The sequence below is a fragment of the Streptomyces sp. NPDC050263 genome, from assembly GCF_040655955.1.
Classification (GTDB): domain Bacteria; phylum Actinomycetota; class Actinomycetes; order Streptomycetales; family Streptomycetaceae; genus Streptomyces.
In genome coordinates this window covers 1-25812 of the sequence record NZ_JBFAKW010000105.1, presented here as the reverse complement: position 1 = coordinate 25812, position 25812 = coordinate 1, and the positions used below count along the sequence as shown (strand labels likewise).

Genomic DNA, 25812 nt, shown 5'->3' with positions numbered 1-25812 from the left:
CCGCGTGACGAACCCGCGTAAGGAGAAACGGCATGACGCGAACGTCCCACTCGACACCCGGCCCGGCGGAACTGGAGACCCTCGCCGAGGGGATCAGGGCATGGGTGCTGGCCGCCAACAAGCATCCGGGCGGCAGCTCCTCGGCCGTCGAGGCCGTCACCGCGCTCTACTTCTCCGGCGCCACCGCGCTGGGGACCGACGACGGCGACCGGCTCGTCTACTCGAAGGGGCACGCCGCCGCACCCTGGTACGCGGCGCTGTGGGCCCTCGGGGCGATGCCCGGCATGTCGTGGCAGGAGCTGACGGGCTTCGGGCAGGTCGGACACCCGGTGCCGCGGATGCCCCGGCGCGGCTCCCTCCCGGGGGTCGAGATGAGCACCGGCGCTCTCGGCCAGGGCCTCAGCTTCGGCGCGGGGCTGGCGCTGGCCGACCGCAGGGCCGGGCGGGCGCGCCGCACCTTCGTCGTCCTCGGCGACGGGGAGTGCACCGAGGGGCAGGTGTGGGAGGCGGCGATGACGGCCGCCAGACTGGGCCTGCGCAACCTGGTCGCCCTGGTGGACGCCAACGGATCCGGCAGCGTCATCCGGCTCCCGGTCGACGCATGGGCGGCCCGCTGGGCGGGGTTCGGCTGGCGCGTCCGGGAGATCGACGGGCACGACCTGGCCGCCCTCACCCGCGAACTCCGCCCCACCGAGGACCCGCGCCCGACCGTGCTCGTCCTGCGCACGGTCAAGGGCCGCGGTCTCGCCCCGGACGTCGAGGGCGGCAACACGCTGAGCGCCGAGGCGTCACCGGAGCACCTCCCGGCGCTGGACACCGGCCTGCTGGTGGAGCGGGCGCTCGCGGTGGTCGACGCCCACCGGCCGACGGCACGCCGACTGCGGGAGGGGCCGCGCGCCGCGCCCGAGCCCGAGGCCTCCCGCGCCGCGTGGCGTCACCGCGCCGCGCTGCTGAAGCGGCTGTCCGGCCACCCCGTCGGCGATGTCGTCGTGGCCAAGAAGGCGCTGGGCGCCGAACTGGCCGAGGAGCTCGCCGACCTGCCGATGCTGTGGATGGCGCCGGACGCCATCCGCAACTCCGGGCTGCTGCCCCGCATGGAACGCACCGGCTCCTGGCACTGGACCGACCCCGGCTCCGACGTGCTCCAGTGCGCGATCGCCGAACAGGACGCGGCCTCCCTCGCCGGCGGGGCCGCGGCCGGCGGTCTCGCGCCCGTGCTGTTCTCCATGGAGGGCTTCTACTGGCGGATGCTCGACCAGATCCGGGAGTCCCTGGTCTTCACCGGACTGCCGGTGCTGCTGGTCGGCACCTCCGGCGGGCTGGGCGACCCGCTGGGCCCCATGGTCCAGTCCGACGGCTGTCTCGCCGCCCTGCTGGCGCTGCCGGGACTGGAGGTCTTCGAGGCGGCGGACATCAACACGGCGAAGGTGCTCGCGGTCGAGGCGCTGGCCGACGGACGTCCCGCCTATCTGCGGCTGCCGCACGAGGCGGTGCCGGTGCGCCACGGTCTCGGCAGTTGCGCCGCCGCGCCGCTGCACGACGGCGTGCGCGAGATCCGCGGCCATCCCCGCCCCGAGGTGGTGCTGGTGGCCGCCGGGGCGATGCGGGAGACCGCGCTCGAGGTCGCGGAGCGGCTCGCCCGCGACGCCGCCCGGGCCGTGCGGGTGCTCGAGGTCGTCAGCCCGACGAGGTTCGGCCGGCTGCCGCGGGCCGGACGTGAGCGGTACGTCCCGCCGGGCTCCCTGGCGGTCAGCCTGCACAACGCGCCCTCCCGCGTGCTCGGTTCGCTGCTCCCGGACGGCGGCATCGCGCTGGGCGCCGACGGTTACGGCATCGCCGGATGGCCGAGCCGGTCCCTGTTCGAGGCCGCCGGCCTGTCCGCGGACGCGGTCACCGAGCGCGTGCTGAAGGAACTCCGATGATGCCGGGCCTCTCGCGGCTGCTGCACCGCGACACCGCGAGCGGCGGCTTCGACGTGGCGGTCAACCGCGCCCACCGCTATCTCGTCCACGTGGAGAGCGCACTGCTGCGCCGGCTCGACGTCATGGTGCGCGACCTGGCGGAGCAGCAGGGCGCCGACCGTCTCGTGCTGGTCGCCGACCGCGGGGCGGCGCGGCACCATCTGCCGGCGGTGGACGCGGTGCTGGCGCAGAGCGGGCTCGCGCGGGAGACGGTGCTCGTGCCCGAGGGGGAGTCCGCGAAGACGACGGACGGGCTGGACCTGCTCTGGCGCGCGCTGCACCGGGCGGGCACGAACCGGCGCACCCTGGTGCTGGGCCTGGGCGGCGGCGTGGTGTGCGATCTGACCACCGCCGCCACGGCCACCTACATGCGCGGCATCCCCTACGCCCTGCTCCCGACCACACTCCTCGCCCAGGTCGACGCGGCCGTCGGCGGCAAGGGCGGCGCGGACTACCAGGGCGCCAAGAACCTGATCGGCGCCTTCCACCATCCCGCGGCCGTGTTCGTCGACCCGGAGTTGCTGCGCACCCTGTCCCCCCACCACCTGTCCAACGGGCTCGCGGAGGTCGTGAAGGTCGCCCTGATCGCCGACCCCGCGCTCTTCGCGCTCCTCGAGGACGGCGTCGGCAGACCGCTGCGCGACCTGCCGTGGGAGCGAATCGTCCGGGCGGCGCTCAGGGCCAAACTCGACCTGCTGGGCCCCGACCCCTTCGAGCAGGGCGACCTGCGCCGACTGCTGAACCTCGGACACTGCTTCGGCCACCCCTACGAGGCGGTCAGCGGGTTCCGGGTGCCGCACGGCGAGGCCGTCGCCGCCGGACTGGCCGTGGCGACCGGCGTGGGCCTGGCCACGGGACGCTCCAGCGCCCGGGACGCCGACCGCATCCTCGCCCTCCTGACCGACCACCGGCTGCCCATCACCATGCCCCGCGAACTGCGGCCCCGCGTGTGGGACGAGCTGGACACGGTCCGCAGGGTGCGCAACGGCGTGCTCCACCTCGTCGTCCCCCGCTCGCCCGGCCGGTGCACCGTGGTCGACGACATTCCCCGCTCGGCCTTCGACGACGCGCTGGCCCGGCTCGACTCCTGGAGCACGCCGTGACCCGCGCCGAGGGCGACCGGATCCTGCTCGAAGGCGGCGGCAGCCGCACCTGGGCGGCGCTGACCCGCGCCCGCGCCGTGCGGGCCGTCGCCGAGGGGCGCTCGACGAACCCGCGATCGGTGGGCGGCGAACGCGCGCTGACCGAACTCGTCCGACTGCTCGCCGAGATACAGCGCAAGACGGACGCCGACGCACCGCCACGGGCCGTGATCGCGGCGCACGGCGCGGCGTCGACGGCCCTGTGCGCCGACGAGTTCACCGGACTCCTGCGCACCGCCGTCCACCGCGTCGGCTGCGCCGCCGCCCCCCTGCTGGTGACGAACGACATCGTCCCGCCGCTGCTCTCCGTCGACGCCGGCGTGCCCGTCTGCGCCGTCGTCGCCGGAACCGGAACGGGGTTCGCCGTGCGCAACGGGCCCCGCTGGTCCCGGGCGTCGGGGCTGGAGTGGCTGCTCAGCGACGAGGGCGGCGGCCATCATCTGGCCGTGGCCGGCCTGCGGGCCGCCGTGCGCGCGCTGGACGGCCGCGGGGCCCCGACGGCCCTGACCGCGACCGCCCGCGAGTGGTGCGCCCCGCACGGCGCGCCCACGGCCCGCGTCCCCCTGGGGGAGGCGCTGTTCGCCGCGGTGTACCGGGACGGCTCCAAGCCCGCCGTCGCCGACTTCGCCCGGCACGTGCTGAGCTGCGCCGACGGCGGCGACCCGGTCGCCGCCGGACTCGTCCGCGCCGCCGCCGACGAACTCGTCACGGGGACTCTCGCGGCGCTGCGCACCGCGCGGGTCGCACCGAACGGCCCCTACGCCCTCGTACTGAACGGGTCCCTGTTCCGGCCGCCTGACATCCTGCGCCGGTACTTCCTGGAGCGGCTCGCCGAGCGCGCCCCGTGGACCTCCCTCCACCACGGCCCCGACGACCGCGCCGAATCGCTCCTGCGCCTGGCCGACGTCTGGGCGGACGCCCCGCACATCCTGGACGACATCGCGACCGCCTTTCCGCTCCGGGCCGACCCGCTGCCCGGCAGCGGACTGCACCGTCCTGACGCGGCGGCGGTGTCGGGATGAGGCCCCCGTTCCCCGCGTTCGGTCATACGGTCGGCCGGGCGCTGGACGAGTGCCGGGCCGCCGTCGTCGACTTCCGCCGCGCCCCGACCGAGCCGCGTCCGAAGGACAACGTGTTCGGCGGCGTGGAACCGGTCTGCGACCTCGACCTGCGCCTCCAGTCCCTGCTGAGCGCCGCGGCCCGCGACCGCTGGCCGGACCTCCCGGTCGTCGCGGAGGAGGAACGCAGCGCGCTGGAACCGACCCCGGACCGCTGCCTGCTGATCGATCCGCTGGACGGCACCGCGCCCTTCCTGGAGGGCCGCGACAGCTACGCCATCGGCGTCTGCCTCGTCGACGGCGGCCGTCCCGTCGCCTCCGTGCTCGACCTCCCCGCCTACCGCGTGAGGCTGACCGCCGCGGCCGGAACCCTGCACGTGGACGGAGACGTCGACGCCCTGCCGTGGTTCGGACCGCGCTGTGTGCTGACCGGCCCGCGTCACGTCGGGCGGGTCCGCGTGGCGCTGGCGCGGCACCGGTTGGAGGGATACGAGGTACGGCCGGTGCCCACGGCCGGCGTCAAGCTCGCGCTGGTGGCCCTCGCCCGCGCCGGGGCGGCCGTCCTGCCGCCGCGGGCCGGGGTCGCCGCGCCCTGGGACCACGCGCCGGGAGCGGTGGCCGTCGCCGCGGCCGGCGGACGATTTTGCACCGCGGCCGACGCCGACGGGACGACGGTCCGGCCCGCCGTCCTCGACGCATGGCTGGCCACAGCGGCGGGCGCGGACCCGCCCCGGCGTCTCGGCCGGCTGCTGTCGCCGCCGCCGACGAGAAAGGCAGGCACGTGATGCGCTCCCTCTCCACGGTCACCGACGGACGGCGGGGCACGCCCGGGCCCGACTGGTCCGAACGCGACCTGCTCGCCGTCCTCACGGCACTCGCGCCCACGGCCCCCCGACGGGCCGACGAACGGGCGGTCCTCGTCGGCCACGACGGGCGCGCGGGCTCCCGCGAACTGGCGCACCTGGCGGCCGACTTCCTCGCCCAGCGCGACGTCCGGTGCGTCCTCGCCACGGGCCCGGCGCCCACGCCCGCCCTGGGCCGCCTGGTGCGCGAAGACCCGGAGCTGCGGGCCGCGGTCGTCATGACGGCGAGTCACAACCCGCCGGGCTTCTTCGGCGTCAAGCTGCGCGACGAACACGGACACGGCTGCCGGGCGGGGGAGGGCGCGCCCGCAGACGTCGCCCTCGACATCGCCCGCCACCCCCATCGGACCCTCGACGTGCTGGAGTCCTACACCCGGACCGTAGGGCGGCCGCTCGCCGACGCCGCCGCGCGTTTCGACGGCGCCCTGGTCATCGACGCGGCCCACGGAGCAGTGGGCGAACTCGCCGAACGACTGCCGGAACTGGCGTTCTCCCGGGCCCGGCCGCTGCCGTTCTTCGCCGGACAGACCCCCGACCCCACGCTGCGCCCCCAGGCCGACGCCTGCGCGGACCGCGCCCTGCGCGCGGCCAGGGCGCCGAGCGGTGCCATGGTGGCGATGGTCGACGGCGACGGCGACCGCCTGGTCCTGTACACCCGGCGCTCGCGCACCGTCGGCAGCGCGGAGCAGGCCGCGATCCTGCTGAGGGCCGGCCTGCCCGTGCGGCGGCTGATCACCACGGACGTGGCGCCGCTCATGATCTCCCGAGCGGCGGCCGACACCGGACGCGAGGTGGCGGTGACCCGGACGGAGGTCGGTTTCCGACACGTCCTCGCCGCCTGGCGGTCCGACCGCGCGGGCGTGCTGGGACTGGAGCCCAACGGAGCGCTGGTCTGGTCGGGCAGGAACGGGGACGGCTACTTCGAGCGCGACAGCCTGGCCGCGCTGTCGCTGCTGCTCCGCGCCTTCCCCGGCTGCGAGGCGGTCGACGACGCGGTGGCGGAGCTACGCCGGCGCCACCCCTACCAGCAGTTCACCCGGGCGCTGCGGCGGCCGGCCGACGACGTGCTGTCCGACGTCCGCGCGCTGCTGCCGGGTTGGCGTCGGGACCGGTGCGGCCGGGCCGACGCCACGGCCGTCTTCGAGGACGGCCGGCACGGCCGGGTGGCGGTCCGGCCGTCCGCGACCGAACCCTGCACGCGGCTCTACGTGGAGACCGACCCCGAGACCGCGGACCGCCTGATGACCGGCCTGCGCGGCTGACCCGGCGGCCCGCCCGGGCGCGGGTTCACGCGACCGGTGCGAGCAGTCCTGCCGCGACCAGCCCGGCCAGGCCCATGTCGGCGTCGGTGAGGTCGCCGGTGAGCACGTGCCGTACGTAGTCGGTCCTCGGGAGGAGGACCGGCTCGATGAACTCCGCCGCGTCCGGGCTCGGCGCGGCCACCTTGCGGCAGTCCCGGGCGAGCACCGCGTGCCGGACGTGGGTCGCGTACGACGCGAGGTAGGTCTTCATGACCACCTCGACGCTCCCGGCCCGGTAGCCGGTCTCCTCCAGGAGCTCCCGGGCCGCCGCCGCCTCGACCGTCTCGTCCGGTTCGACGACGCCGCCCGGGAGTTCGTCCAGGACGCGTCCGGGGCCCGGCCGGAACTGACGGGCGAGGAGTCCCTGTCCGTCCTCGGTGAAGGCGACGACGGCGACGGTACGCGGCCCGCAGAGGATGTCCCAGTGGTCCTGGCGGCCGTCCGGGTAGCGGTAGGTGCGATTTCGCACCGTCAGGAAGCCTGCGCATTCGGGACGTTCGGCCAGGAATTCCCAGCGGAGGCCGGGGTGGCTGTTGTTCACGCCGTGGAGCGTATCGGACTCCTCCGCCCGTACGGGACGAGAGCGCGGCGGGGCGAAAAGGCCGTCTTGCCCGGTGCATGCCAACGGTGCGAGACTCCGGAAATCGATGCCTGCCCGCGAGCCGTTCGGCGCACCGGGCACGACCCACGCTCAGCCGGCTGATCTCGACAGCGAGGGAGTGGAGTGTTAGGCGCACTGAGGTTCAGGCATGTGTCCGTGGCGGCGACGGCGGCCGCCCTCGCGCTCCTCCTCCCCGCCTGCGGCGGCGACGGCCGACCGGGCGGCAGCGGCCCCGCCGCCTCCGCGTCGCTCGACCCCCAGGCGGATCTGAGCAGGCAGCGGCTGACCGTCTCGAACTGGGACGGCTATCTGCCGAAGGACCTGCCCGCCCGGTTCGAGTCGGCCGTCGGCCCGCCCGTGACCGTGGCCAAGCACAGCACCAACGAGGAGATCGTCGCCAAACTGACCGCCTCCGCCGACAGCGGCATCGACGTGGCGTTCGTTTCCGGCCAGTACGCCCAGGCGCTCGCCGCGCAGGGACTGCTGGAACCCGTCCACCACGATCTGGTCCCGCACCTCGAGAACCTGGACCCGCTCGCGGACCGGCTCGCCCATGACAAGGGCAACGTCTACTCCGTCCCGTACACCTGGGGCACCACCGGGCTCTGCTACCGCAAGGACCTCGTCGGCTACACCCCCGACAGCTGGAACGACCTGCTGAAGCCGCGTGCCGCGGTCAAGGGCAAGGCCACCATGCTGAAGACCGAACGCTGGCTCTTCCTCCCCGCGCAGAAGGCGCTCGGCTACTCGGTGAACACCACCGACGACCAACAGCTCGCCCAGGTCAAGGAGTTGCTGCTCACCGCGAAGGACGGGCTCCTCGCCTACGACGACACCACCTTCGGCGACCGGCTCAAGTCCGGGGAGGCCGTGCTGGCGGAGGCCTGGGACGGCTGGTGCCCGACCGACGACAAGAGGATCGGCTTCGTCGTCCCCAAGGAGGGCAGCGACCTGTGGACCGACACGATGGTCATCCTCAAGTCGTCGAAGAACAAGGAGGCGGCGCACGCCTTCATCGACTACGTCCTCGACGCGAAGGTGCACTCCTGGGTCGCCGCGAACATCTTCTACAAGGTCCCCAACACCGCCGCCATGGCCGAACTCGACCCGGCCCTGCTGAAGAGCCACCCGGCCCTCGCCATGACCCCCGCGCAGTTACTGGAGGGTGAGTCCGTCGTCGACCTCGGGGACGCCGCGACGGCGTACGCCCGGATCGTCACGGAAGTCACCGCGGGCTGATGGTCCGCCGGGGGAAGGCGGCCGGGGGACCACGCGGGCGAGCCCGTCTCGTCCTGCTCGGCCCGGGCCTGTCGTACCTGGCCGTCCTGCTCCTGCTGCCGCTGGCCCTGCTGATCGGCTACACGGTCTTCCGCCGGGGCCGTTTCGGCGGCATCGCGTACGAGGACGGCGTGAGCGGCGAGAACTTCGCGCGGATCGCCGACCCCCTCTACGCCGGCGTCCTCACCGACTCGCTGCGCATCGCCGGCGTCACCACACTGCTCGCGCTGCTCCTGGGCTACCCGACCGCGTACGCGATCGCCCGGCTGCCCACCAGATGGCGCACGGTGGCCCTGGTCCTGGTCGTGCTGCCGTTCTGGACCAACTTCCTGATCCGCGCCTACGCCTGGATCGTGCTGCTGTCCAGCGAAGGCGTGGTCAACTCGGCCCTCACCGGCATCGGGGTCATCGACCGGCCGCTGAGACTCCTCTACACGGAGCCCGCCGTCGTCCTCGGACTCCTCTACGCCTATCTCCCGCTGATGGTGCTGCCGCTGTACTCGGCGATCGAGCGGGTCGACCCCCGGCTGCTCGAAGCCTCGGCCGACCTGGGCGCCCGACCCGCCCGCACGTTCTGGAGCGTGACCCTTGCGCACACCCTGCCCGGCGTGCTGACCGGCTGTGTCTTCGTGTTCGTGCCCAGCCTCGGCAACTTCGTCGTCCCCGAACTGCTGGGCGGCGGGCACACGGTGATGGTCGGCAACCTCATCCGGGACCAGTTCCTCACGGCGCGGGACTGGCCGTTCGGCTCGGTGCTCGCCCTCGCCCTCATGGCGTTCCTGGTCCTGCTGCTCATGGCGCAGGCCTGGGCCGGGCGCCGGCTGGGCGGCCGCTGATGCGCCGGGCGACGCTCCTCCCGCTGTGGGTGACCTACGCGTTCCTCTACACGCCCGTCGTGGTGCTCGTGGCGATGTCCTTCAACCGCTCCGACAGCCCCTACGAGTGGTCCGGGTTCAGCACCGCCTGGTACGGCACGCTGGCCGCCGACGACGAGGTCCTGCGGGGCCTCACCAACACGCTGATCGTGGCGGCGGGCGCGACCGCCCTGTCCACCGTCCTCGGCACCCTGCTCGCCGTGGGGCTCGCCCGCCACGCGAGCCGGTCGCGGCTGCTGCCCGCCCTGTCGGTGCTGCCCGCCGTCCTGCCGGACCTCGTGCTCGCGATCGGCCTGCTGGCCTTCTACTCGCTCGTCTCGGCCACCCTGGGCCTGCACTCGGTGCTGCTCGCGCACACCGTCTTCGGCCTCGCCTTCGTCACGGCCGTGGTCCGCACCCGGATCGCGCACGTCGACCCCTGTCTGGAGGAGGCCTCGCGCGACCTCGGCGCGGGCGAGGTCAGCACGTTCCTCCGGATCACCCTGCCGACCCTCGCCCCCGGCATCGTGGCGGGCGCGCTGCTGACGTTCACGCTCTCGCTCGACGAGTTCGTCATCGCCTTCTTCACCGCCGGCCCCAAGGACCCCACCCTGCCGATCGTCGTCTACTCGATGATCAGGTTCGGCGTGACCCCGGAGATCAACGCGCTCGCCACCCTGCTGCTCGCGGTCAGCTTCACCGTGGTGATCGCCGCCCAGCGCATCAGCCGGCTGACGGAGGCGCTGTGATCCGGATCCAGGACGTCACCCGGCGGTTCGGCGAGGTCACCGCCCTCGACGGGGTGAGCCTGGACATCGCGGAGGGCGAGTTCTTCGCCCTGCTCGGCCCGAGCGGCTGCGGGAAGACGACCCTGCTGCGCGTCCTCGCCGGATTCGAGGCCCCGGACAGCGGCACCGTCGCCCTCGACGGCCGGGACCTGCTGGGCGTGCCCGCGCACCGGCGGCCGGTCAACCTCATGTTCCAGTCGTACGCCCTGTTCCCGCACCTGAACGTGGCGAAGAACATCGCCTACGGGCTGGCCCGGGAAGGCCTCGGCCGGGCGGAGATCGGCGAACGGGTCGCGGCCGTGCTCGCCACCGTCGGCCTGACCGCACAGGCCCGCCGACGTCCGCACCAACTGTCCGGCGGGCAGCGGCAACGGGTCGCCCTCGCCCGGGCCATCGTCAAACGCCCGCGCGTGCTGCTGCTCGACGAGCCGCTGTCGGCGCTCGACAAACAGGTCCGCGCCGAGATGCAGCTGGAGCTCAAGCGCCTCCAGCACGAGGTGGGCATCACCTTCCTCGTCGTCACCCACGACCAGGAGGAGGCCATGTCGCTCGCCGACCGGATCGCCGTCCTGGACCGGGGCCGCGTCCAGCAGGTCGACACCCCCGTCGAGCTCTACCGGCGCCCCCGGGGCCGGTTCGTCGCGGGCTTCGTCGGCGCCAACAACGTGTTCTCCGGACGGCTGCTGCCCGCAGGCGGACTCGACGTGCCCGGCGTCGGCGTCCTGCCCGCCCCGGCCGGTGACACGGCGGGGCTGGTCGGCGTACGCCCGGAGAGCATCCGGCTCGCCGCCGGGGACACGGACGCGTTCCTGCACGGCACGGTGCTGGACATCAGCTACTTCGGCGGCTCCTCCCGGATCGCGGTGACGGTCCCCGGTCTGGACCGGCCGGTCCTGCTGACCGTCGCGGGCCCGGCCACGGTGACCTCCGGGACCCGCGTCGCGCTGTCCTGGGACCCGGCGGACGCGGTACTGATCGAGACGACGGGAGACACCCCTTGACCCCCTTGCCCCCATCGACCCCCTTGAACAGACCCCTGACCGTCCTCTTCGCGCCGGAGAGCGCCTACGGCCCGACCAACAACTGCATAGGCGTCGGGGACGTGTTGCGCCGCCGAGGACACCGCGTGGTGTTCGCGGCGGAGGCCTCCTGGAAAGGCAGACTCGCTCCGCTCGGCTTCGAGGAGGAACTCCTCGACCTGGCCCCGCCGCCCGAAACGCCCCAGGAGGCCGGCCAGTTCTGGAAGGACTTCGTACGGGACACCGCCCCCGAGTTCAGAAAGCCCACGATCGAACAGCTCGGCACCTGGGTCAGGCCGGTCTGGGAGGAACTGGTCGCCGGCGCCCGGTACTGCGAACCCCAGCTCAAGAAGATCCTCGACCGGGTCCGGCCGGACGTGATCGTCGAGGACAACGTCGTCTGCTTCCCCGCCCTGACCACGGCGGACGTCCCCTTCGTGCGGATCGTCTCCTGCAACCCGCTGGAGATGAAGGGCGAACACGTGCCCCCGACCTTCTCCGGGTACCCGGCCGGCGACCGCGCGGGCTGGGCCGAGTTCCGCGCCGAGTACGACCGCACCCACCGCGAGCTCTGGGCCGAGTTCGACGCCTGGGTCGTGGACCAGGGCGCGCGGCCGCTGCCCGACCTGGAGTTCATCCACGACGGCGACCTGAACCTCTACCTCTACCCGGAGATCGCCGACTACGCCGAAGCCCGCCCACTGGGCCCCGACTGGCACCGGCTGGACTCCTCGGTCCGCGAGACCGACGAGAAGTTCACCCTGCCGCCGGAGACGGCCGACCGGCCCGAGGGCAGCGCGCTCATCTACTTCAGCCTCGGCTCCCTCGGCTCCGCCGACGTCGGCCTCATGCGCCGGATCATCGCCTCCCTGGCACGCACCCCGCACCGCTGCATCGTCTCCAAGGGGCCGCTGCACGACGAGATAGAGCTGCCTCCTGCCATGTGGGGCGCGGAGTTCCTCCCGCAGACGCGGATCCTGCCGCTCGTCGACCTCGTCATCACCCACGGCGGCAACAACACGACCACCGAGAGCCTCCACTTCGGCAAGCCCATGATCGTGCTCCCGCTGTTCTGGGACCAGTACGACAACGCCCAGCGGCTGGCCGAGCTCGGCTACGGCGTCCGCCTCGACCCGTACCGCTTCACCGACGCCCAACTGCACGCCGCCATCGCCGAGTTGCTCGGTGACACCCGTCTGCGGCGCCGACTGACGGAGGCCTCCACGACCATCCGGGCCCGCGACGGGCTGCGCACCGCCGCCGATCTCGTCGAGCGGCACGGCCACGAAAGGTACCGAACATGAAACTGCCCTTACGGCTCGGCCTCGGCGTCGCCGTCCTCGCGGCGCTCTCCGCCTGCGCGGACGGGCCCTCGTCGTCCTCCGACGGCGACTCGGGAGCCCGGACCACGCTGCGACTCGCCGTTCCCTCGGCCGTGATCGCCCCCAAGGAAGAGGTCGCCACCTTCGCGGTGGGCGACGCCGAGGGCTATCTGGCCGAGGAGAAGCTGAAGGTCGACGTGATCAACACCGACGGTTCGGTGGCCGCCGTCCAGGCCGTCGCCTCGGGCAGCGCCGACATCGCGCCGGCCGACGCGGGAGCCATCCTCGCCGCACGCGAGAAGGGCGTCCCCGTCAAGGCCGTCGGGGGCCTGGTGCGCAACTGGCCGTGGCGCATGGCCGTTCGGCCCGGAAGTGACGTCAAGAGCCCGGCCGACCTCAAGGGCAAGAAGATCGGGGTCATCAGCCTCGCCTCCGGCTCCGCCATCTACGCCCGCGCGTACGCCGCCGACGCCGGACTGGACGCGGCCGAGGACGTCGACCTGCTGCCGGTCGGCGTGGGCGCACAGGCCCTCGCCGCCCTGGAGGCCGGCAAGGTCGACGTGCTCGCCCTGTACACCCAGGCGTACACCACCATCGAGAACACCGGCGCCGAGCTGCGCTACCTCGACAACTCCGACGCGTTCGACGGCATCCGCTCCCTGACCTACGCGGTGACCGAGAAGACCCTGAAGCAGAAGAAGGACGTGCTGACGCGCTACCTGCGCGCCTCCTACAAGGCGCTGCTCTTCTCCGCCGCCAACCCCGAGGCCGCCATGCGCGACGGGTACCGGGCCTTCCCCCAGCTGCTCACCGGCAAGAAGGCCGACGACCGCATCGCCGACGACACCAGGACCCTGGAGGCGTGGATCAAGACCGCCGTCCCCGCCGCCGGTGAGCCCGAGAGCTTCAAGGACTGGGGCGCGATCAGCGACGCGGAGTGGAACAAGACCGTCGCCTACACCCGGACGGCCGGCCAGATCACCGAGGACGTCCCGCTCCCGCAACTGTGGGACGGCAGCCTGCTCAAGGAGGCGAACGACTTCGACCCGGCGCCCGTGATCGCCAAGGCGAAGGCCGCCGGGTGAGCGTGGACGAAGACCGCTGGATCGAGGTCACCGCACTGCACAAGACCTACCGGCCGCGCAGGTCCGGGCCGACCCACGCCCTCTCGGACGTCGCCTTCACGGTCCGACGCGGCGAGTTCGTCTCGGTCGTCGGCCCCTCCGGGTGCGGCAAGACCACCCTGCTGAAGATCCTCGCCGGGATCGTCGCCAGGAGTGGGGGGACGGTCCGCGTCGCCGACCGCGAAGTGACGGGGCCGCTGCCCGAGGTGGGCATGGTCTTCCAGACGCCCACCCTCCTGCCCTGGCGCACCGTGCTGCAGAACGTGATGGTGCCCGTCGAGGTACAGAGGCTCGACGCCTCGGTGTACCGCAAGCGCGCCGAGCGACTGCTCGCGATGGTCGGCCTCGACGGCTTCGAGGGCAGACACCCGCATGAGCTGAGCGGCGGGATGCAGCAGCGCGCCGGAATCTGCCGGGCTCTGGTGCACGACCCGGCCGTGCTCCTGATGGACGAGCCCTTCGGCGCGCTCGACGCCCTGACCCGCGAGTCCATGAACGTCGAGCTGCTGAGGATCTGGCGGGACAGCGGCCAGACCGTCGTCTTCGTCACCCACTCCATCCCCGAGGCCGTCTTCCTCTCCGACCGGGTCGTGGTGCTCAGCCCCCGCCCCGGCCGCATCGCCGAGATCGTCGACATCGAGCTCGAACGCCCGCGCACCCTCGGCGCGATGGCCTCCGACCGCGCCGGAGTCTTCGTCGAGCGGATCCGCAGGCATTTCGACGCCACCTGGGTGATCGACCCATGAAGCGGCACCCCGAGCGGCTGCGCCAGCGGCTGCGCGTGGACCTGCGGGAACGCCCCGAACTCCTGCTCGTGCCCGCCGTCTTCGTCGTCGTCATGCTGGCCTGGGAGTTCGCGGTCCCCGCCGTCGGCATCGACGACTACGTGCTGCCGCGCCCCTCGCAGATCCTCGCCGCCCTCCGCACACAGTCGGCGGACCCCTTGTTCTGGGGCCATCTGAAGGTGACGGTCCTGGAGTCGCTGTACGGCTTTCTGCTCGGCGTGGCGGCGGCGCTGGTGCTGGGCACCGCGATCTCCCAGGTGCGGCTGATCGAGCGCACCTTCATGCCGTACGTCGTCGCCTTCCAGACGGTGCCCAAGGTGGCGCTCGCGCCGCTGTTCGTCGTCTGGTTCGGCTTCGGCATGACGAGCAAGGTCGTCATGGCGGCGGTGATCTCGTTCTTCCCCGTGCTGGTCAACGTGATCGAGGGGCTGCGCTCGGCCGACGCCGACCGGATCCAGATGCTCACGGTGTTCGGCGCCGGCCGGTTCCAGGTGTTCCGGATGGTGCGGCTGCCGAGCGCGCTCCCGTTCATCTTCGCCGGGCTGGACATCGGGATCGTCTTCGCGATCCTCGGCGCCGTCGTCGGCGAGTTCATCGGTGCGAAGGAGGGCCTCGGATACCTCCTGCTCCAGACCAACTACAACTTCGACATCGCCGGGATGTTCGCCGTGCTGGTGGTGCTCTCCGTACTGGGCCTGATCGCCCACTCCATCATCCGGTTCGCCCAGAAGCGGCTCGTCTTCTGGGCCGAGGACGACAGCGGCAGGAGGCCCGCATGACCGCATACGACCTGGTGGTGAAGAACGCCCGCGTCGTCACCCACGACCACGACGAGGCGCGCCCCGCGGACATCGCCGTCGACGGAGGCCGGATCGCCGCCGTGGCCCCCGGCATCGCCACGGACGGCGCCCGTCGGGTGGTCGACGCCGGCGGCCGGCTGGCGTTCCCCGGTGTCGTCGACGCCCACCAGCACTGGGGGATCTACCATCCGCTGCCCGAGGACGCGGCCACCGAGAGCCGCGCCTGCGCACAGGGCGGCGTCACCAGCGCCCTGACCTACACCCGGACCGGCCGCTACTACCTCAACAAGGCCGGGGCGTACGCCGACTTCTTCCCCGAGGTGCTGGCCGCCGCCGCCGGCCGCGCCCACGTCGACTACGGCTTCCACCTCGCGCCGATCTCGCGCGCCCACATCGACGAGATCCCCGACCTGATCGAGCGGTTCGGCGTCACCTCGTTCAAGGTCTTCATGTTCTACGGCAGCCACGGCCTCCACGGCAGGTCGGCCGACCAGAACGCCTTCCTGATGCTCCCCGAGGACGAGCGGTACGACTACGCGCACTTCGAGTTCGTCATGCGCGGGGTGCAGGCCGCCCGCGAGCGGTTCCCCGGCCTCGCCGACGAGATCTCCCTCTCCCTGCACTGCGAGACCGCCGAGATCATGACCGCGTACACCAGACTGGTGGAGGAGGCGGGCGACCTGAGCGGGCTCGCCGCCTACAGCGCCTCCCGGCCGCAGCATTCCGAAGGCCTCGCGGTCGCCGTCGCCGCCTACCTGGCGCACGAGACCGGGCTGCCGACCGTCAACCTGCTGCACCTGTCGTCCCGCAAGGCGGTCGACGCGGCCGTGCGGATGAGCCGGGCGTTCCCGCACATCGACTTCCGCCGCGAGGTGACCGTCGGGCATCTGCTCGCCGACATCACCACCGCGCACGGTCTCGGCGGCAAGGTCAACCCGCCGCTGCGGCCCCGCGACGACGTCGAGGCGCTCTGGGAGTACGTGCTCGACGGCACCGTCGACTGGGTCGTCAGCGATCACGCGTGCTGCCGCGAGGAGGTGAAGTTCGGCGAGCCCGAGGACGACGTGTTCCTCGCCAAGGCCGGCTTCGGCGGCGCCGAGTACCTCCTGCCCGGCCTGCTCACCGAGGGGACCAGGCGCGGCCTGCCGCTGGGCCGGATCGCCGCGCTGACCTCCTGGAACCCGGCCCGGCGCTACGGACTGCGCACCAAGGGCAGCCTCGCCCCCGGCTTCGACGCCGACATCGCCTTGGTCGACCCGGGCCGCACCTGGACCGTGCGCGCCGCGGAGTCGGAGTCGACGCAGGAGTACACCCCGTTCGAGGGCTTCGAGCTGACCGCCCAGGTCACCGACACCTTTCTGAGGGGCCACCACATCCTGCGGGCGGGCAAGGTCGTCGGCCCGCCCGTCGGCGCCTACCTCAGCCGGTTCAGGCCTGGAACTCGGTGAGATCGATGGTGTGCACGCGCAGCGGGAAGCCGTACACCGGATCGACCGTCTCGCGCTCCTCCGTCATGCCGAGCTTGCGGATGATGTTCTCGGAGGCGTCGTCCCCCGCCCGGCTGACGCTGATGACCTGGTCGAGGCCGCGGTCCTGGAGTGCGAACTCCAGGGTGGCGTGGGCGGCTTCGGAGGCGTATCCCTGACCCCAGAACGAGGAGCCGAACCGCCAGCTGATCGCGGCGGCGGCCGGGACGCCCGGCAGGTCCTCCACCATGGACAGCCCCGTGAAGCCTGCCAGTTCGCCCGAGGCCAGCAGCTCGACGGCGAAGAGGCCGAAGCCCTCCTCGTCCCACTCCTCCTCCCACCGCTCGATGTCCTGCGCCGTCTGCTCCAGGTCGCGCACGGAGCCGTCGTCGATCCAGCGCATGACCTGGGGGTCCGCGTGGATCTCCGCCATGGGCGCGAGGTCGTCGTCGTGCCAGCGGCGCAGGAGGAGGCGGGGGGTATGGATCTCGGTCATGGCCCCCATCCTGCCGAACGCGACGGCATTGTCCCTAATCAGACAGGAGGTCGGTGCGGCGGCCGGGAGCGACCCGGGTGCGCGCGGCCGCCGTCGAGAACAGCCTGCGACTGAACGGTCAGACCGACGCGGCGACCCTCGTCGTCGCTCAACTCGGTCTGGACGACGATGAACGACGCCCCCACATGCAGGGGACGGGCCACCGCGCCGAGGGTCCCGGACCGTACGCCGCGGAAGAAGTTGGTCTTGGACTCGACCGTCGAGGTGACCGTGCCCGGCGGCAGATTCAGAAAGGCGCACACCGCTCCCACGGTGTCGGCCAGACACATCACCGCACCCCCGTGCAGCAGTCCCCCCGCCGTGCACCGTTCCGGTGCCCACGGCATACTGCCCCGCACCAGACCGGGATCGGCCTCCTCCAGCGTGATTTTGGTGGCTCGCGCGAAAGGCATCGGGGCGAGCATTTCCTCAGGCACCCGGAACCCGGTCCAGGAAGCCGCTGACAGTGCTGATGCGGCCGTCCTCGGCGAGCGTGACGACGTCGGAGCCGGCGGCCGGGGAGGAGCCGTCGGCCTTCGACACCAGCTCCCAGGAGAAGCGGGCGATGTGGTGGTTGCCGTCCACGGACCCGGTCAGCCGGAACTCGAAGCCCGGGAACCGGCCCTGGGCGCCTGCGACGGCGGCGGCGATGCCGTCGTGGCCCGCCACGTCGGCCAGCGGGTCGGTGTAGGCGGCGTCCTCGGTGAAGGCCTCGGACACGGCCTTGGCGATCGCCTCGGCCCCGTCCGCGTTCCAGGCGGCGAAGTAGCGCTCGGCGGCGGTGGCATACGTCGACATGGAGTTCTCCTCGGTTCCGGTTCGTGGCCGCGGTGTCGGTGCGGCCGTGCGATCACTGTGCCGGGATCCGGGGCGCCGGTCGATTACCCGTCAGGTAATCGCCGAGCGGGAGGCCGGCGCCGGGCGATCCTTGTCGGGTGTCGAGGAGAACATCGGCGACGGCGTGATCGGAGTGGTGAAGAGCTGTGACCGAGTATGAGGTGGACCGAGCCCTGCGGGTGGCCGTGGAACTGGCCGACCGGGCGTGCCGGACGATCCGCGACACCGGCGGCACGGGCGCGTCCCCGACCGGTCCGGTCCGGGAGAAGGCGGGCCCGGCGGACATCGTCACGGACACCGACGAGGAGGTGGAGCGGCAGGTACGGGCGGTGCTGCGGCGGGAGTTCCCGGACTGGGGCATCGACGGCGAGGAGTACGGCGTCGAGCCGGGCGCGGCGGGCGCCCCGCACTGGGTGATCGACCCCGTGGACGGAACGACCAACTACGCGCACGGACTCGGCTGGTGCTCCTTCTCCATGGGCCTGGCCGAGCCGGACGGGAACCCGCTGCTGGGTGTGGTGGCGGACCCCTGGCGGCGCGAGGTGTTCACGGCGACCCGGGGCGGGGGAGCGCACCTGAACGGTTCCCCGGTCCGGGCCGCGGACCACGCGACGCTGACGGGCCATGTCTTCATGACGGAGTGGGCGGCGCACGCGCACTGGCCCGGCCAGGACGCCCTGCTCGCGGAGCTGGCCGACCGCCACTGCACGGTACGGGTGATGGGCTCGACGGCCCTGTCCCTGGTCCAGGTCGCCGCGGGCCGTGCCTCGGCCGCGGCGATCGGCGCGTTCCACCCGGTGGACGGCCTCCCCGCACTCCTCATCGCGACGGAGGCGGGCGCGACGGCCACGCCCCGACTTCCGGCGTACGACGAGCCGTTGCTGCTGGCGGTGCCCAAAGTGGCGGCGGAGGCACGGGAGTTGTGGAACAGGACGGTCAGGCCGGGGCCGTAGCGGGACCCCCGGGGCGGGGGTCGACGTGGATCTTGGGGCCCGGTCCGGCATGGGCCGGGCGCTCCCCGGCGAGCACGGCCCCGACCTCGTCGAGGCCCACGGTCGCGGCGACGAGCGGTCGTGGGTCGACGGATCCCTCGGCGTACGCGCGGACGGTGGCGTCCAGACCGGGGGAGGCGGACAGGACGCCCACCGCGGTGACGTCCTTCAGGACGAGGGAGCGGGTGTCGATCCTGCTGGGCACACCGGCGAGTCCGATGTACACGAGGCGGCCGCCCGGCTCGACCGACTCCAGTGCCCACTGCGGCGGTTCGACGGCGTTGGTGGCGTCGACGACCGCGTCGAAGGGCAGGTCCGGGACGGACGTCCGCGTCCAGGCGTGTTCGAAGCCGAGCGTGCGGGCGAAGGCGAGCGAGTCCTCGGTCTGACCCACCAGACAGACCTCCGTGCCGGCCGCGCGCAGGAACATCGCGACCAGCAGTCCGATGGTGCCCGGCCCCAGGACCAGGGCACGGTCTCCGGCCCCGGTCGCGGTGGCCCTGGCGGCGCGCAGGGCGTTGCCGCCCGGCTCCACCAGGGCGCCCAGCACGGCGTCGACGGAGTCGGGCAGGGCGTGCAACGACGAGGCGGGCACGGCGAGTTGCTCGGCCAGCGCGCCGGGCCGGGCACCGCGTACGCCGACCTCCTGCCGCTTCTCGCACACATGCTGCCGGCCCCGACGGCAGCGGCGGCAGGCGCCGCAGCCCAGCATGGTGTCGCCCATGACACGCCGGCCCAGCCAGCCCGGATCCACGCCGTCGCCGACCGCCGCCACGCGGCCGGACCACTCGTGGCCCAGCCGCATCGGATAGTCGGCGTGCCCCTGGTGGAGATAGGCCATCGCGCCGGTGAAGAACTCCATGTCGGTGCCGCACACGCCGACCCGCTCGACGTCGACGACGACCTCGCCGGCCCCGGCCACCGGCGCCGGCACATCCCGGACCTCGTACGCGCCGGGGGCGGTCAGCACGAACGCGCGCATGCGGCGGGAGCTCATCGGGGCCCGAGGACGCGCTGGCGCTGGGCGCCGAGGTGCTCGATGCCCAGTTCCATCACGTCACCCGGCTGGAGATACACGGGCGGATTGAGGCCCATGCCGACGCCGGGCGGTGTGCCGGTGTTGATCAGGTCGCCGGGCTCCAGGACGAGGAACTGGCTGAGGTAGTGCACGATGAAGTACGGGTCGAAGATCATCGTCTTGGTGCTGCCGGTCTGCCGACGCACCCCGTTGACGTCCAGCCACATGTCCAGTTCGAGGACGTCGTCGATCTCGTCGGCGGTGGCGAGCCAGGGGCCCGCGGGGTTGAAGGTCTCGGCCGACTTGCCCTTCGCCCACTGCCCGCCGCGCTCCAGCTGGAACGCGCGCTCGCTGACGTCGTTGACGACGACGTAGCCCGCTATCGCGTCGCGTGCTTCGTCCACCGAGTCGAGATAGCTGGTGCGGCGGCCGATGACGATGCCGAGCTCCACCTCCCAGTCGGTCTTGGCCGAGCCGCGCGGGATGCGTACGTCGTCGTCCGGGCCGATGAGCGTGTTGGGCGACTTGGTGAACAGGATCGGCTCGTCGGGCACCGGCATGCCGCTCTCGGCCGCGTGGTCGCGGTAGTTCAGCCCGATGCACAGGAGCTGGTGCGGGCGCGCGATGGGCGCGCCGACGCGCTCCCCGGCGAAGCGGGACACCCGGCCCGCCGCCGCCCGCTCGGCCACGACGGGGCGGACGCGGTCGATGCCGCCCGACCCGAAGAACGCCTCGTCGAAGTCGGTGACGACGTCGGAGAGGTCGACATAGGTCTCGTCGTCGATGCGGGCGACGGGCTTCTCGGCGCCGGGGGCGCCGATGCGCATGAGGTACACGGGTCTGACTCCAGGGTTCGGTCGATGCGATGAGGGACGGGGCTTCAGGAGTGTGGCCGGGCGAGCGGGCCGAGGAGGGAGCGGATCTCGTCGAGCGCGTCGACGAGGGTGGTCAGCGGCATCCGGTAGACGAGGGCGCTGATGCTCACGGCTCCGGACGGGGTCGTCGGCGAAGTCAGATACACCGGCAGGGCGAGGCAGTTGACGCCGGTCTCGTTCTCCTGGTCGTCGAGGCCGTAGCCGCGCTCGTGGGTGGCCCGCAGCTCGCGGTGCAGGACGGCCGCCGTGCGCAGCGTCCTCGGCGTGCGCCGCTCCAGGGATGAGCCGCCGATCCACGCCTGGACCGCGGCCTCGTCCAGGGTGCTCAACTGCCGGGCGAGCAGCACCTTTCCGACCGCGGTGGTGTGGGCGGGGTTGCGGCCGCCGACGGTCGAGGTGAGCCGGACGGCTCCGCTGGGCGGGTCGACCTTGGCCCGGTAGACGACCTCACGGCCGTCCAGGACCGCGTAGTGCGCCGTCTCGCCGAACCGGTCCGCCAGCGCCTCCAGCACCGGGCGGACGCGGACGTGCTCGGGCCGGGCCTCGTGGTGGGCGAAGGCCATGCGCAGGAATTCGTCCCCGAGCGCGTAGCGGCCGCGGGCGTCCTGATCGGCGAGACCGGCCCGGCGCAGCGCGCCGAGGGCCCGGTGCACCGTCGGCTTGGGGCTGCCGATCGCCCGGGTCAGCTCGTCCAGGCCCACGCCGTCGGGGTGCCGCGCGAGTTCCTTGAGCACCGCGAGCACCCGGTCGGAGCCCACGAGGCGGCCGCTGTCGGGGCCGTCCGGCTCGGGGTCTGTCGATCCGTCGTACGTCTGCGTATGCTCCATCGCGTTCCGAATTTTAGACAGTCGTACCGATTATTGGAAGAGGTTCCATGGTCAGGCTCCGGAGCGCGCAGTGGTACGCCGGTCAGGACCGCAACGCCTACATCCACCGGGCGTGGATGCGCCGGGGAGTGCCGGACGACGCGTTCACGGGCCGGCCGCAGATCGCCATCGCCAACACCGCCTCGGACCTGACCCCCTGCAACGCGCATCTCGACGAGGTCGCGGCCTCGGTGCGCAGCGGCGTGTACGAGGCGGGCGGCATCCCGCTGGACCTGCCCGTGGTGTCGCTGGGCGAGACGAACGTGCGGCCCACGGCCATGCTGTGGCGCAACATGGCCGCGATGGCCACGGAGGAGATGCTGCGGGCCAACCCCATCGACGGCGTCGTCCTGCTGGGCGGCTGCGACAAGACGATCCCCTCCTTGCTGATGGCCGCCGCCTCGGTGGATCTGCCCGCGGTCGTGGTGCCCGGCGGCCCGATGCTGACCGGGACCTTCCGCGGCACACCGCTGGGCTGCGGCACCGACGTGTGGCGGCTGTCGGAGGAGGTCCGGGCCGGCACGCTGTCCCAGGAGCAGTTCGTCCGCTCCGAGTCGGCGATGATCCGCAGCCGCGGGCACTGCAACACCATGGGCACCGCCTCGACGATGGCGCTGGTGGCGGAGGCGCTGGGCACGGTGGTGCCCGGGGTGGCCGGAACCCCCGCCCCCGACAGCCGGCTGCTGGCGGCCGCGCACGACACCGGGCGGCTGGTGCTGGACATGGTCGCCGCCGACCGGCGACCCGGCTCCTTCCTCACCAAGGCGTCCTTCCACAACGCGATCGTGGCGCTGGCCGCGATCGGCGGCTCGACGAACGCGGTCGTCCATCTCCTGGCGATCGCGGGCCGGTTGGGCGTCGATCTGACCCTGGACGACTTCGACCGCATCGGCTCCCGCGTCCCGGTGCTGGTCGATCTCCAGCCCGCCGGCCGCTTCCTCATGGAGGACTTCCACCGCGCGGGCGGCCTCCTCGCCGTGCTGCGCGAGGTACGCGACCTGCTCGACCCCGACGCGCTGACCGTCACCGGCAGCCCCCTCGTCGACTCCCTCGACGACGCCCAGATCTGGGACCACGACGTCATCCGCACCCGAGCGAAGCCGCTGGTCGCCGAGGGCGGCATCGCCGTCCTGCGCGGCAACCTCGCCCCCGACGGCGCGCTCGTCAAACCGGCCGCCGCCTCGCCGCACCTGCTGCGCCACCGCGGCCGGGCGGTCGTCTTCGACTCCGTCGAGGACTTCCACGCCCGCATCGACGACCCTGATCTCGACGTGGACGCCGACTCGGTCCTCGTCCTGCGCGGCTGCGGCCCCAAGGGCTACCCGGGCATGCCCGAGGTCTCGAACATGCCGCTGCCGAAGAAGCTGCTCGAACAGGGCGTCCGCGACATGGTCCGGGTCTGCGACGGGCGGATGAGCGGCACCGCCTACGGCACCGTCGTCCTGCACGTGGCCCCCGAGGCCGCGGCCGGCGGCCCCCTCGCGCTGGCCCGCACGGGGGACCACATCACGCTCGACGTCGACGCCCGCCGCATCGACCTCGACGTACCGGACGACGAACTCGCCCGCAGAAGCCCCGATGCGGCCACCGTCGCCGGTTACGCCGACCCCCGACGCGGCTGGGAACGCCTCTACGTCGACCACGTCCAACAGGCCGACACCGGTGCCGACCTGGACTTCCTCATCGGTTCCAGCGGCTCCGAGGTGAGCCGCGAGTCCCACTGACGGGACTTCACCCGTGCGCCGGAGTCACCCGTTCCCGCTCGTACCCCGTGCAGCTCACGAACGCGTCGACGATCTCCGCCGCGGACCGGTGCGGCGGCACCGCCATCAGCACGGCGTCCGTCCCGTCCGGCGCCGGCGAGGCCACCAGGGCGACTTCGTCGCCGGACCGCAGACGCAGGACGACTCCCCGCAGCCGGTCCTCGTCGCCCGGGACGGGACGCAGCCGTACATGCATCGGATCCTGTGCGGCGGCGTACATCCGCAGCTCGGCGAGCAGCGTCCCGTTGCGGAACTCCCTCCAGCGGGAGTGGCCGAGATTGCGGAACGGCGGCTCCGGCCAGGGCCGTTGGGCGTCCAGACGCGCCAGGATGCGCCGCAGGAAGTCCCGGACCGCCGGTTCCGCGTGCGGTTGCCAGGCCAGGGCGTCCCCCCAGTCGTCGACGGCGAGGGCGGCCTCGATCCCTTCGTACTGCTCCTCGGTGGTGAGACCGTAGAGCGGCTGTTCGAAGGTCATGCGCGTCATGCGCGCGACCTCGTCGTCGTCCAGCTCCCCGCTGAACTGCACGCAGTACAGGATCCCCACGACCACCCCGAGACGCATGCCCCCAGTATGGGGTGGGCCCGCCGTCGGTGGGGCTGTCGTCGACGGCGGGCCGGACGTGCAAGCGGTCAGCGCTTGGTGTAGATGAAGCCGACCTTGTCGAGCTCGTCGCCCGCGCGGCCGTGGAAGCCGGCGATCTGCCAGCCCGAGGGTGCGGTGCGCGTGGTGCAGTCGGAGGTGGTCGTGCCACCGGCGAGGGTGTTGCCCAGGTTGGTGGTGAACTTGGCGTAGAAGATCCGGGTGCGCCCGTCCTTCACGCCCTGGCACAGGTACGCGGTCGTCACGTACTCGGAGCTGCCCAGCGTCCGGGAGGACGCCGTGCCGCCGGTGCCGCCGTGGGTCAGGGTGGTGCCGTTGCTCAGCGTGATGCCGACCTGGTCGACGCGGGATCCGGCGTTCAGGGAGATCTTGGTGGCTCGGGCGGCGGCCGGTACGCCGGCGATGTCCTGGAAGTAGTCGCCGTGCGGCCCGCCGAACTGCTCGCTGAGCTGGAAGTCCGCGTTCTGCGACCAGCTGAAGCCGACCGAGATCGGGTCGTGGTCGGAGAGCATCTTGCCGTCGCTGGTGAGGAACGCGGCGTGCTCGTTGTTGTACGAGTTCGCGTTGAGGGTCACCAGCTTGCTGCCGCGGTAGAGGACCTTGTCGACCACCTCGCAGGTGTTGGGCACGGTGGCCCCGGTCTGGTCGCAGACCAGCGCGTCGCTGCCCTTGGCGGGCGCCGCGCCGCCGCGGATGAGTTTGACCCAGGCGTCGGTCAGCCCGTTGGCCGCGGCGAACTCGGCGATGGTGTCACCGGAGCGGGTGTAGCGGGTGTTGGTGTCGCCCATCACCACGACGGCGTTGCCGGCCGAGTGGGTGGAGATGAAGGAGGTCAGCTGGGCGAGGTTGGCCGCGCGCGCCGCCAGGTCGCCGTCACTGGTGCCGGCGTTGGTGTGGAGGTTGTAGAAGTCCACGTAGACGCCCTCGGCGAGGCGCTCACGCATGAAGGTGAAGCCCTTGGGGGTGAGGCAGTCACCCGAGTCGAGCTGGCAGTCGTTCCAGCCGGAGCGCTCGAAGTCGTCGCCGTCCCAGGCGTAGTCGGAGACGGTGTTGAGCCCGCTGCCGATGCCCGCGCCCCCGCTGGTCGCGGTGCGGTAGGGGTGGGTGTCCGTCGAGTAGAGGTAGGCGTGGTAGTTGAAGTCCTCCTGGACGTTGACGATGTCGTAGGGGGCGATGCGCCGGCCGATCTCGGTGGTGCTCGTGTCACGCGGGGTGGAGGCGCTGGAGATTGCCTCGGGAAGGCCGGCGACGTTGTAGGTGAGCACGCTGAAGCTGCCCGAGGTGGCGGCCGCGGCCGGAGCTGCGGCCGCCGTGAGCCCGCCCAGGGCCGCGGCGGCGGTCGCCAGACAGGCAAGGAGTCTGCGCATGGGGAAGTGTCTCCAGAGGGGGTGCGGAGGGTGGGCGTGTTGCATGCATGTCAAAATCTAGCTACATGGAACGCGCTTGCATCCCCTCCGGAAACACTGAATCACGAATTCCGGGTGACACCGAGGTGTCCAAGTGCCTTGGCACCAGGGTTGGTTCGGACCAGGGTCCGCCTCGGGCCGGGTCGCCTCGGGCGGGGGTGGGAGGCGGCGGATGATCGGCGCACGCGAGAAGCCTTCCGAAGGTGGCTCCCGCCGACCGCCCGCACGTCCACTTCCGCGCTTGCTCTTCTCGCTTTTTGATGAAATGCCCCGTGCTCGCATTCCGCGACGGCGTCCTGGACCAGGCCGTACCGCCTACCGGACGGGAGATCGACTTCGAGCAGATCCATGTCCTCGATCTCCGCGACGGCAAGGTGGTCCGGCACGAGGCGGTCCGCGACGACATCGTCATGCTGGGCCGGCTGGGCGTCTTCCCTCCGGCCCGGCCGCCCGACTGCACGAGGGCTAGGGGGCTTCTGATGGATCTCCGCGGCGTCGCGACGCCCGGCACGCACTCTCGCCGCACCGGGCGAAAGCCCTAGTAGCTCCGCTACGAG

General features: G+C 72.5%; 26 protein-coding genes. 17 read left to right on the top strand and 9 right to left on the bottom strand.

The genetic code is table 11. The features are described 5' to 3' along the window. Nucleotides 1-32: 32 nt before the first annotated feature. The 5 genes from AB0J04_RS34175 to AB0J04_RS34155 are packed head-to-tail and all read left to right on the top strand — an operon-like array spanning nucleotide 33 to nucleotide 6286. A complete protein-coding gene (locus tag AB0J04_RS34175) occupies nucleotides 33-1922 on the top strand; it encodes a hypothetical protein (protein WP_363172493.1) in 1890 nt (629 codons plus the stop codon). Beyond that, nucleotides 1922-3064, top strand: a complete 1143-nt coding sequence (locus AB0J04_RS34170; RefSeq protein ID WP_363172492.1) for a 3-dehydroquinate synthase family protein — start codon at nucleotides 1922-1924, stop codon at nucleotides 3062-3064. The genes AB0J04_RS34175 and AB0J04_RS34170 overlap by 1 nt, the downstream gene beginning before the upstream one ends. After that, complete coding sequence (locus tag AB0J04_RS34165; protein WP_363172491.1) at nucleotides 3061-4125, top strand: BadF/BadG/BcrA/BcrD ATPase family protein; 1065 nt, start codon at nucleotides 3061-3063, stop codon at nucleotides 4123-4125. The genes AB0J04_RS34170 and AB0J04_RS34165 overlap by 4 nt, the downstream gene beginning before the upstream one ends. Further along, nucleotides 4122-4946: an inositol monophosphatase family protein gene (locus AB0J04_RS34160; protein WP_363172490.1), complete on the top strand. Its 825-nt coding sequence runs from the start codon at nucleotides 4122-4124 to the stop codon at nucleotides 4944-4946. Before AB0J04_RS34165 ends, AB0J04_RS34160 begins: the two co-directional genes overlap by 4 nt. Continuing rightward, complete coding sequence (locus tag AB0J04_RS34155; RefSeq protein WP_363172502.1) at nucleotides 4946-6286, top strand: hypothetical protein; 1341 nt, start codon at nucleotides 4946-4948, stop codon at nucleotides 6284-6286. Before AB0J04_RS34160 ends, AB0J04_RS34155 begins: the two co-directional genes overlap by 1 nt. Before the next feature lie 25 nt (nucleotides 6287-6311). On the opposite strand, the gene AB0J04_RS34150 is transcribed toward AB0J04_RS34155, so the two are convergent. After that, nucleotides 6312-6866 (bottom strand): NUDIX hydrolase, encoded by a 555-nt coding sequence (locus tag AB0J04_RS34150; RefSeq protein WP_363172489.1) that lies wholly within the window; start codon nucleotides 6864-6866, stop codon nucleotides 6312-6314. A 210-nt stretch (nucleotides 6867-7076) separates the two neighbouring features. On the opposite strand from AB0J04_RS34150, the gene AB0J04_RS34145 reads away from it, so the two are divergent. Genes AB0J04_RS34145 through AB0J04_RS34105 form a run of 9 tightly spaced genes read left to right on the top strand, consistent with a single transcriptional unit; the run spans nucleotide 7077 to nucleotide 16344 of the window. After that, entirely contained in the window at nucleotides 7077-8165 is a 1089-nt protein-coding gene (locus AB0J04_RS34145) for a spermidine/putrescine ABC transporter substrate-binding protein (protein WP_363172488.1), read from the top strand. Continuing rightward, nucleotides 8165-9040 (top strand): ABC transporter permease, encoded by an 876-nt coding sequence (locus tag AB0J04_RS34140; RefSeq protein WP_363172487.1) that lies wholly within the window; start codon nucleotides 8165-8167, stop codon nucleotides 9038-9040. Before AB0J04_RS34145 ends, AB0J04_RS34140 begins: the two co-directional genes overlap by 1 nt. Further along, complete coding sequence (locus AB0J04_RS34135) at nucleotides 9040-9807, top strand: ABC transporter permease (protein ID WP_363172486.1); 768 nt, start codon at nucleotides 9040-9042, stop codon at nucleotides 9805-9807. The genes AB0J04_RS34140 and AB0J04_RS34135 overlap by 1 nt, the downstream gene beginning before the upstream one ends. Beyond that, entirely contained in the window at nucleotides 9804-10847 is a 1044-nt protein-coding gene (locus AB0J04_RS34130) for an ABC transporter ATP-binding protein (RefSeq protein WP_363172485.1), read from the top strand. The genes AB0J04_RS34135 and AB0J04_RS34130 overlap by 4 nt, the downstream gene beginning before the upstream one ends. A gap of 23 nt (nucleotides 10848-10870) precedes the next feature. Next, complete coding sequence (locus AB0J04_RS34125) at nucleotides 10871-12169, top strand: nucleotide disphospho-sugar-binding domain-containing protein (protein ID WP_363172484.1); 1299 nt, start codon at nucleotides 10871-10873, stop codon at nucleotides 12167-12169. After that, on the top strand, nucleotides 12166-13272 hold the full coding sequence (locus AB0J04_RS34120; protein WP_363172483.1) for an ABC transporter substrate-binding protein: 1107 nt from the start codon (nucleotides 12166-12168) through the stop codon (nucleotides 13270-13272). The genes AB0J04_RS34125 and AB0J04_RS34120 overlap by 4 nt, the downstream gene beginning before the upstream one ends. Further along, complete coding sequence (locus tag AB0J04_RS34115; protein WP_363172482.1) at nucleotides 13269-14057, top strand: ABC transporter ATP-binding protein; 789 nt, start codon at nucleotides 13269-13271, stop codon at nucleotides 14055-14057. Before AB0J04_RS34120 ends, AB0J04_RS34115 begins: the two co-directional genes overlap by 4 nt. Then, on the top strand, nucleotides 14054-14875 hold the full coding sequence (locus AB0J04_RS34110) for an ABC transporter permease (protein WP_363172481.1): 822 nt from the start codon (nucleotides 14054-14056) through the stop codon (nucleotides 14873-14875). Before AB0J04_RS34115 ends, AB0J04_RS34110 begins: the two co-directional genes overlap by 4 nt. Then, nucleotides 14872-16344: a dihydroorotase family protein gene (locus tag AB0J04_RS34105; protein ID WP_363172480.1), complete on the top strand. Its 1473-nt coding sequence runs from the start codon at nucleotides 14872-14874 to the stop codon at nucleotides 16342-16344. The genes AB0J04_RS34110 and AB0J04_RS34105 overlap by 4 nt, the downstream gene beginning before the upstream one ends. Here AB0J04_RS34105 and AB0J04_RS34100 read toward each other — a convergent pair. Genes AB0J04_RS34100 through AB0J04_RS34090 form a run of 3 tightly spaced genes read right to left on the bottom strand, consistent with a single transcriptional unit; the run spans nucleotide 16325 to nucleotide 17695 of the window. Further along, complete coding sequence (locus tag AB0J04_RS34100) at nucleotides 16325-16858, bottom strand: GNAT family N-acetyltransferase (protein WP_363172479.1); 534 nt, start codon at nucleotides 16856-16858, stop codon at nucleotides 16325-16327. The genes AB0J04_RS34105 and AB0J04_RS34100 overlap by 20 nt on opposite strands. 38 nt (nucleotides 16859-16896) lie before the next feature. Then, entirely contained in the window at nucleotides 16897-17322 is a 426-nt protein-coding gene (locus AB0J04_RS34095; protein ID WP_363172501.1) for a PaaI family thioesterase, read from the bottom strand. Between the two features lie 4 nt (nucleotides 17323-17326). Further along, nucleotides 17327-17695 carry a nuclear transport factor 2 family protein gene (locus AB0J04_RS34090; RefSeq protein WP_363172478.1) on the bottom strand — a complete coding sequence of 123 codons (369 nt, stop codon included), beginning with the start codon at nucleotides 17693-17695 and terminating at the stop codon, nucleotides 17327-17329. 185 nt (nucleotides 17696-17880) lie between these two features. On the opposite strand from AB0J04_RS34090, the gene AB0J04_RS34085 reads away from it, so the two are divergent. Further along, nucleotides 17881-18687, top strand: coding sequence for an inositol monophosphatase family protein (locus AB0J04_RS34085; protein ID WP_363172477.1), 807 nt, complete (start codon nucleotides 17881-17883; stop codon nucleotides 18685-18687). On the opposite strand, the gene AB0J04_RS34080 is transcribed toward AB0J04_RS34085, so the two are convergent. Genes AB0J04_RS34080 through AB0J04_RS34070 form a run of 3 tightly spaced genes read right to left on the bottom strand, consistent with a single transcriptional unit; the run spans nucleotide 18671 to nucleotide 21446 of the window. Beyond that, nucleotides 18671-19708 carry an alcohol dehydrogenase catalytic domain-containing protein gene (locus AB0J04_RS34080; RefSeq protein WP_363172476.1) on the bottom strand — a complete coding sequence of 346 codons (1038 nt, stop codon included), beginning with the start codon at nucleotides 19706-19708 and terminating at the stop codon, nucleotides 18671-18673. The two genes, AB0J04_RS34085 and AB0J04_RS34080, sit on opposite strands and share 17 nt — an antisense overlap. A gap of 11 nt (nucleotides 19709-19719) precedes the next feature. Then, the gene (locus AB0J04_RS34075) at nucleotides 19720-20580 is read right to left on the bottom strand and encodes a fumarylacetoacetate hydrolase family protein (protein WP_363172475.1); all 861 of its coding nucleotides are present in this window, start codon (nucleotides 20578-20580) and stop codon (nucleotides 19720-19722) included. A gap of 44 nt (nucleotides 20581-20624) precedes the next feature. Further along, on the bottom strand, nucleotides 20625-21446 hold the full coding sequence (locus AB0J04_RS34070; RefSeq protein WP_363172474.1) for an IclR family transcriptional regulator: 822 nt from the start codon (nucleotides 21444-21446) through the stop codon (nucleotides 20625-20627). 47 nt (nucleotides 21447-21493) lie between these two features. Between AB0J04_RS34070 and AB0J04_RS34065 the strand changes: the two genes are divergently transcribed. Next, entirely contained in the window at nucleotides 21494-23209 is a 1716-nt protein-coding gene (locus AB0J04_RS34065; protein WP_363172473.1) for an IlvD/Edd family dehydratase, read from the top strand. 7 nt (nucleotides 23210-23216) lie between these two features. Here the strand turns inward: AB0J04_RS34065 and AB0J04_RS34060 are convergent, their stop codons facing one another. Together AB0J04_RS34060 and AB0J04_RS34055 are read right to left on the bottom strand one after the other, a co-directional pair. Then, the gene (locus AB0J04_RS34060; RefSeq protein ID WP_363172472.1) at nucleotides 23217-23810 is read right to left on the bottom strand and encodes a hypothetical protein; all 594 of its coding nucleotides are present in this window, start codon (nucleotides 23808-23810) and stop codon (nucleotides 23217-23219) included. A gap of 68 nt (nucleotides 23811-23878) precedes the next feature. Further along, entirely contained in the window at nucleotides 23879-25216 is a 1338-nt protein-coding gene (locus AB0J04_RS34055) for a jacalin-like lectin (RefSeq protein WP_363172471.1), read from the bottom strand. Nucleotides 25217-25527: 311 nt separating this feature from the next. Here AB0J04_RS34055 and AB0J04_RS34050 point away from each other — a divergent pair, with 311 nt between their 5' ends. Then, complete coding sequence (locus AB0J04_RS34050) at nucleotides 25528-25797, top strand: hypothetical protein (protein ID WP_363172470.1); 270 nt, start codon at nucleotides 25528-25530, stop codon at nucleotides 25795-25797. Nucleotides 25798-25812 lie beyond the last annotated feature (15 nt).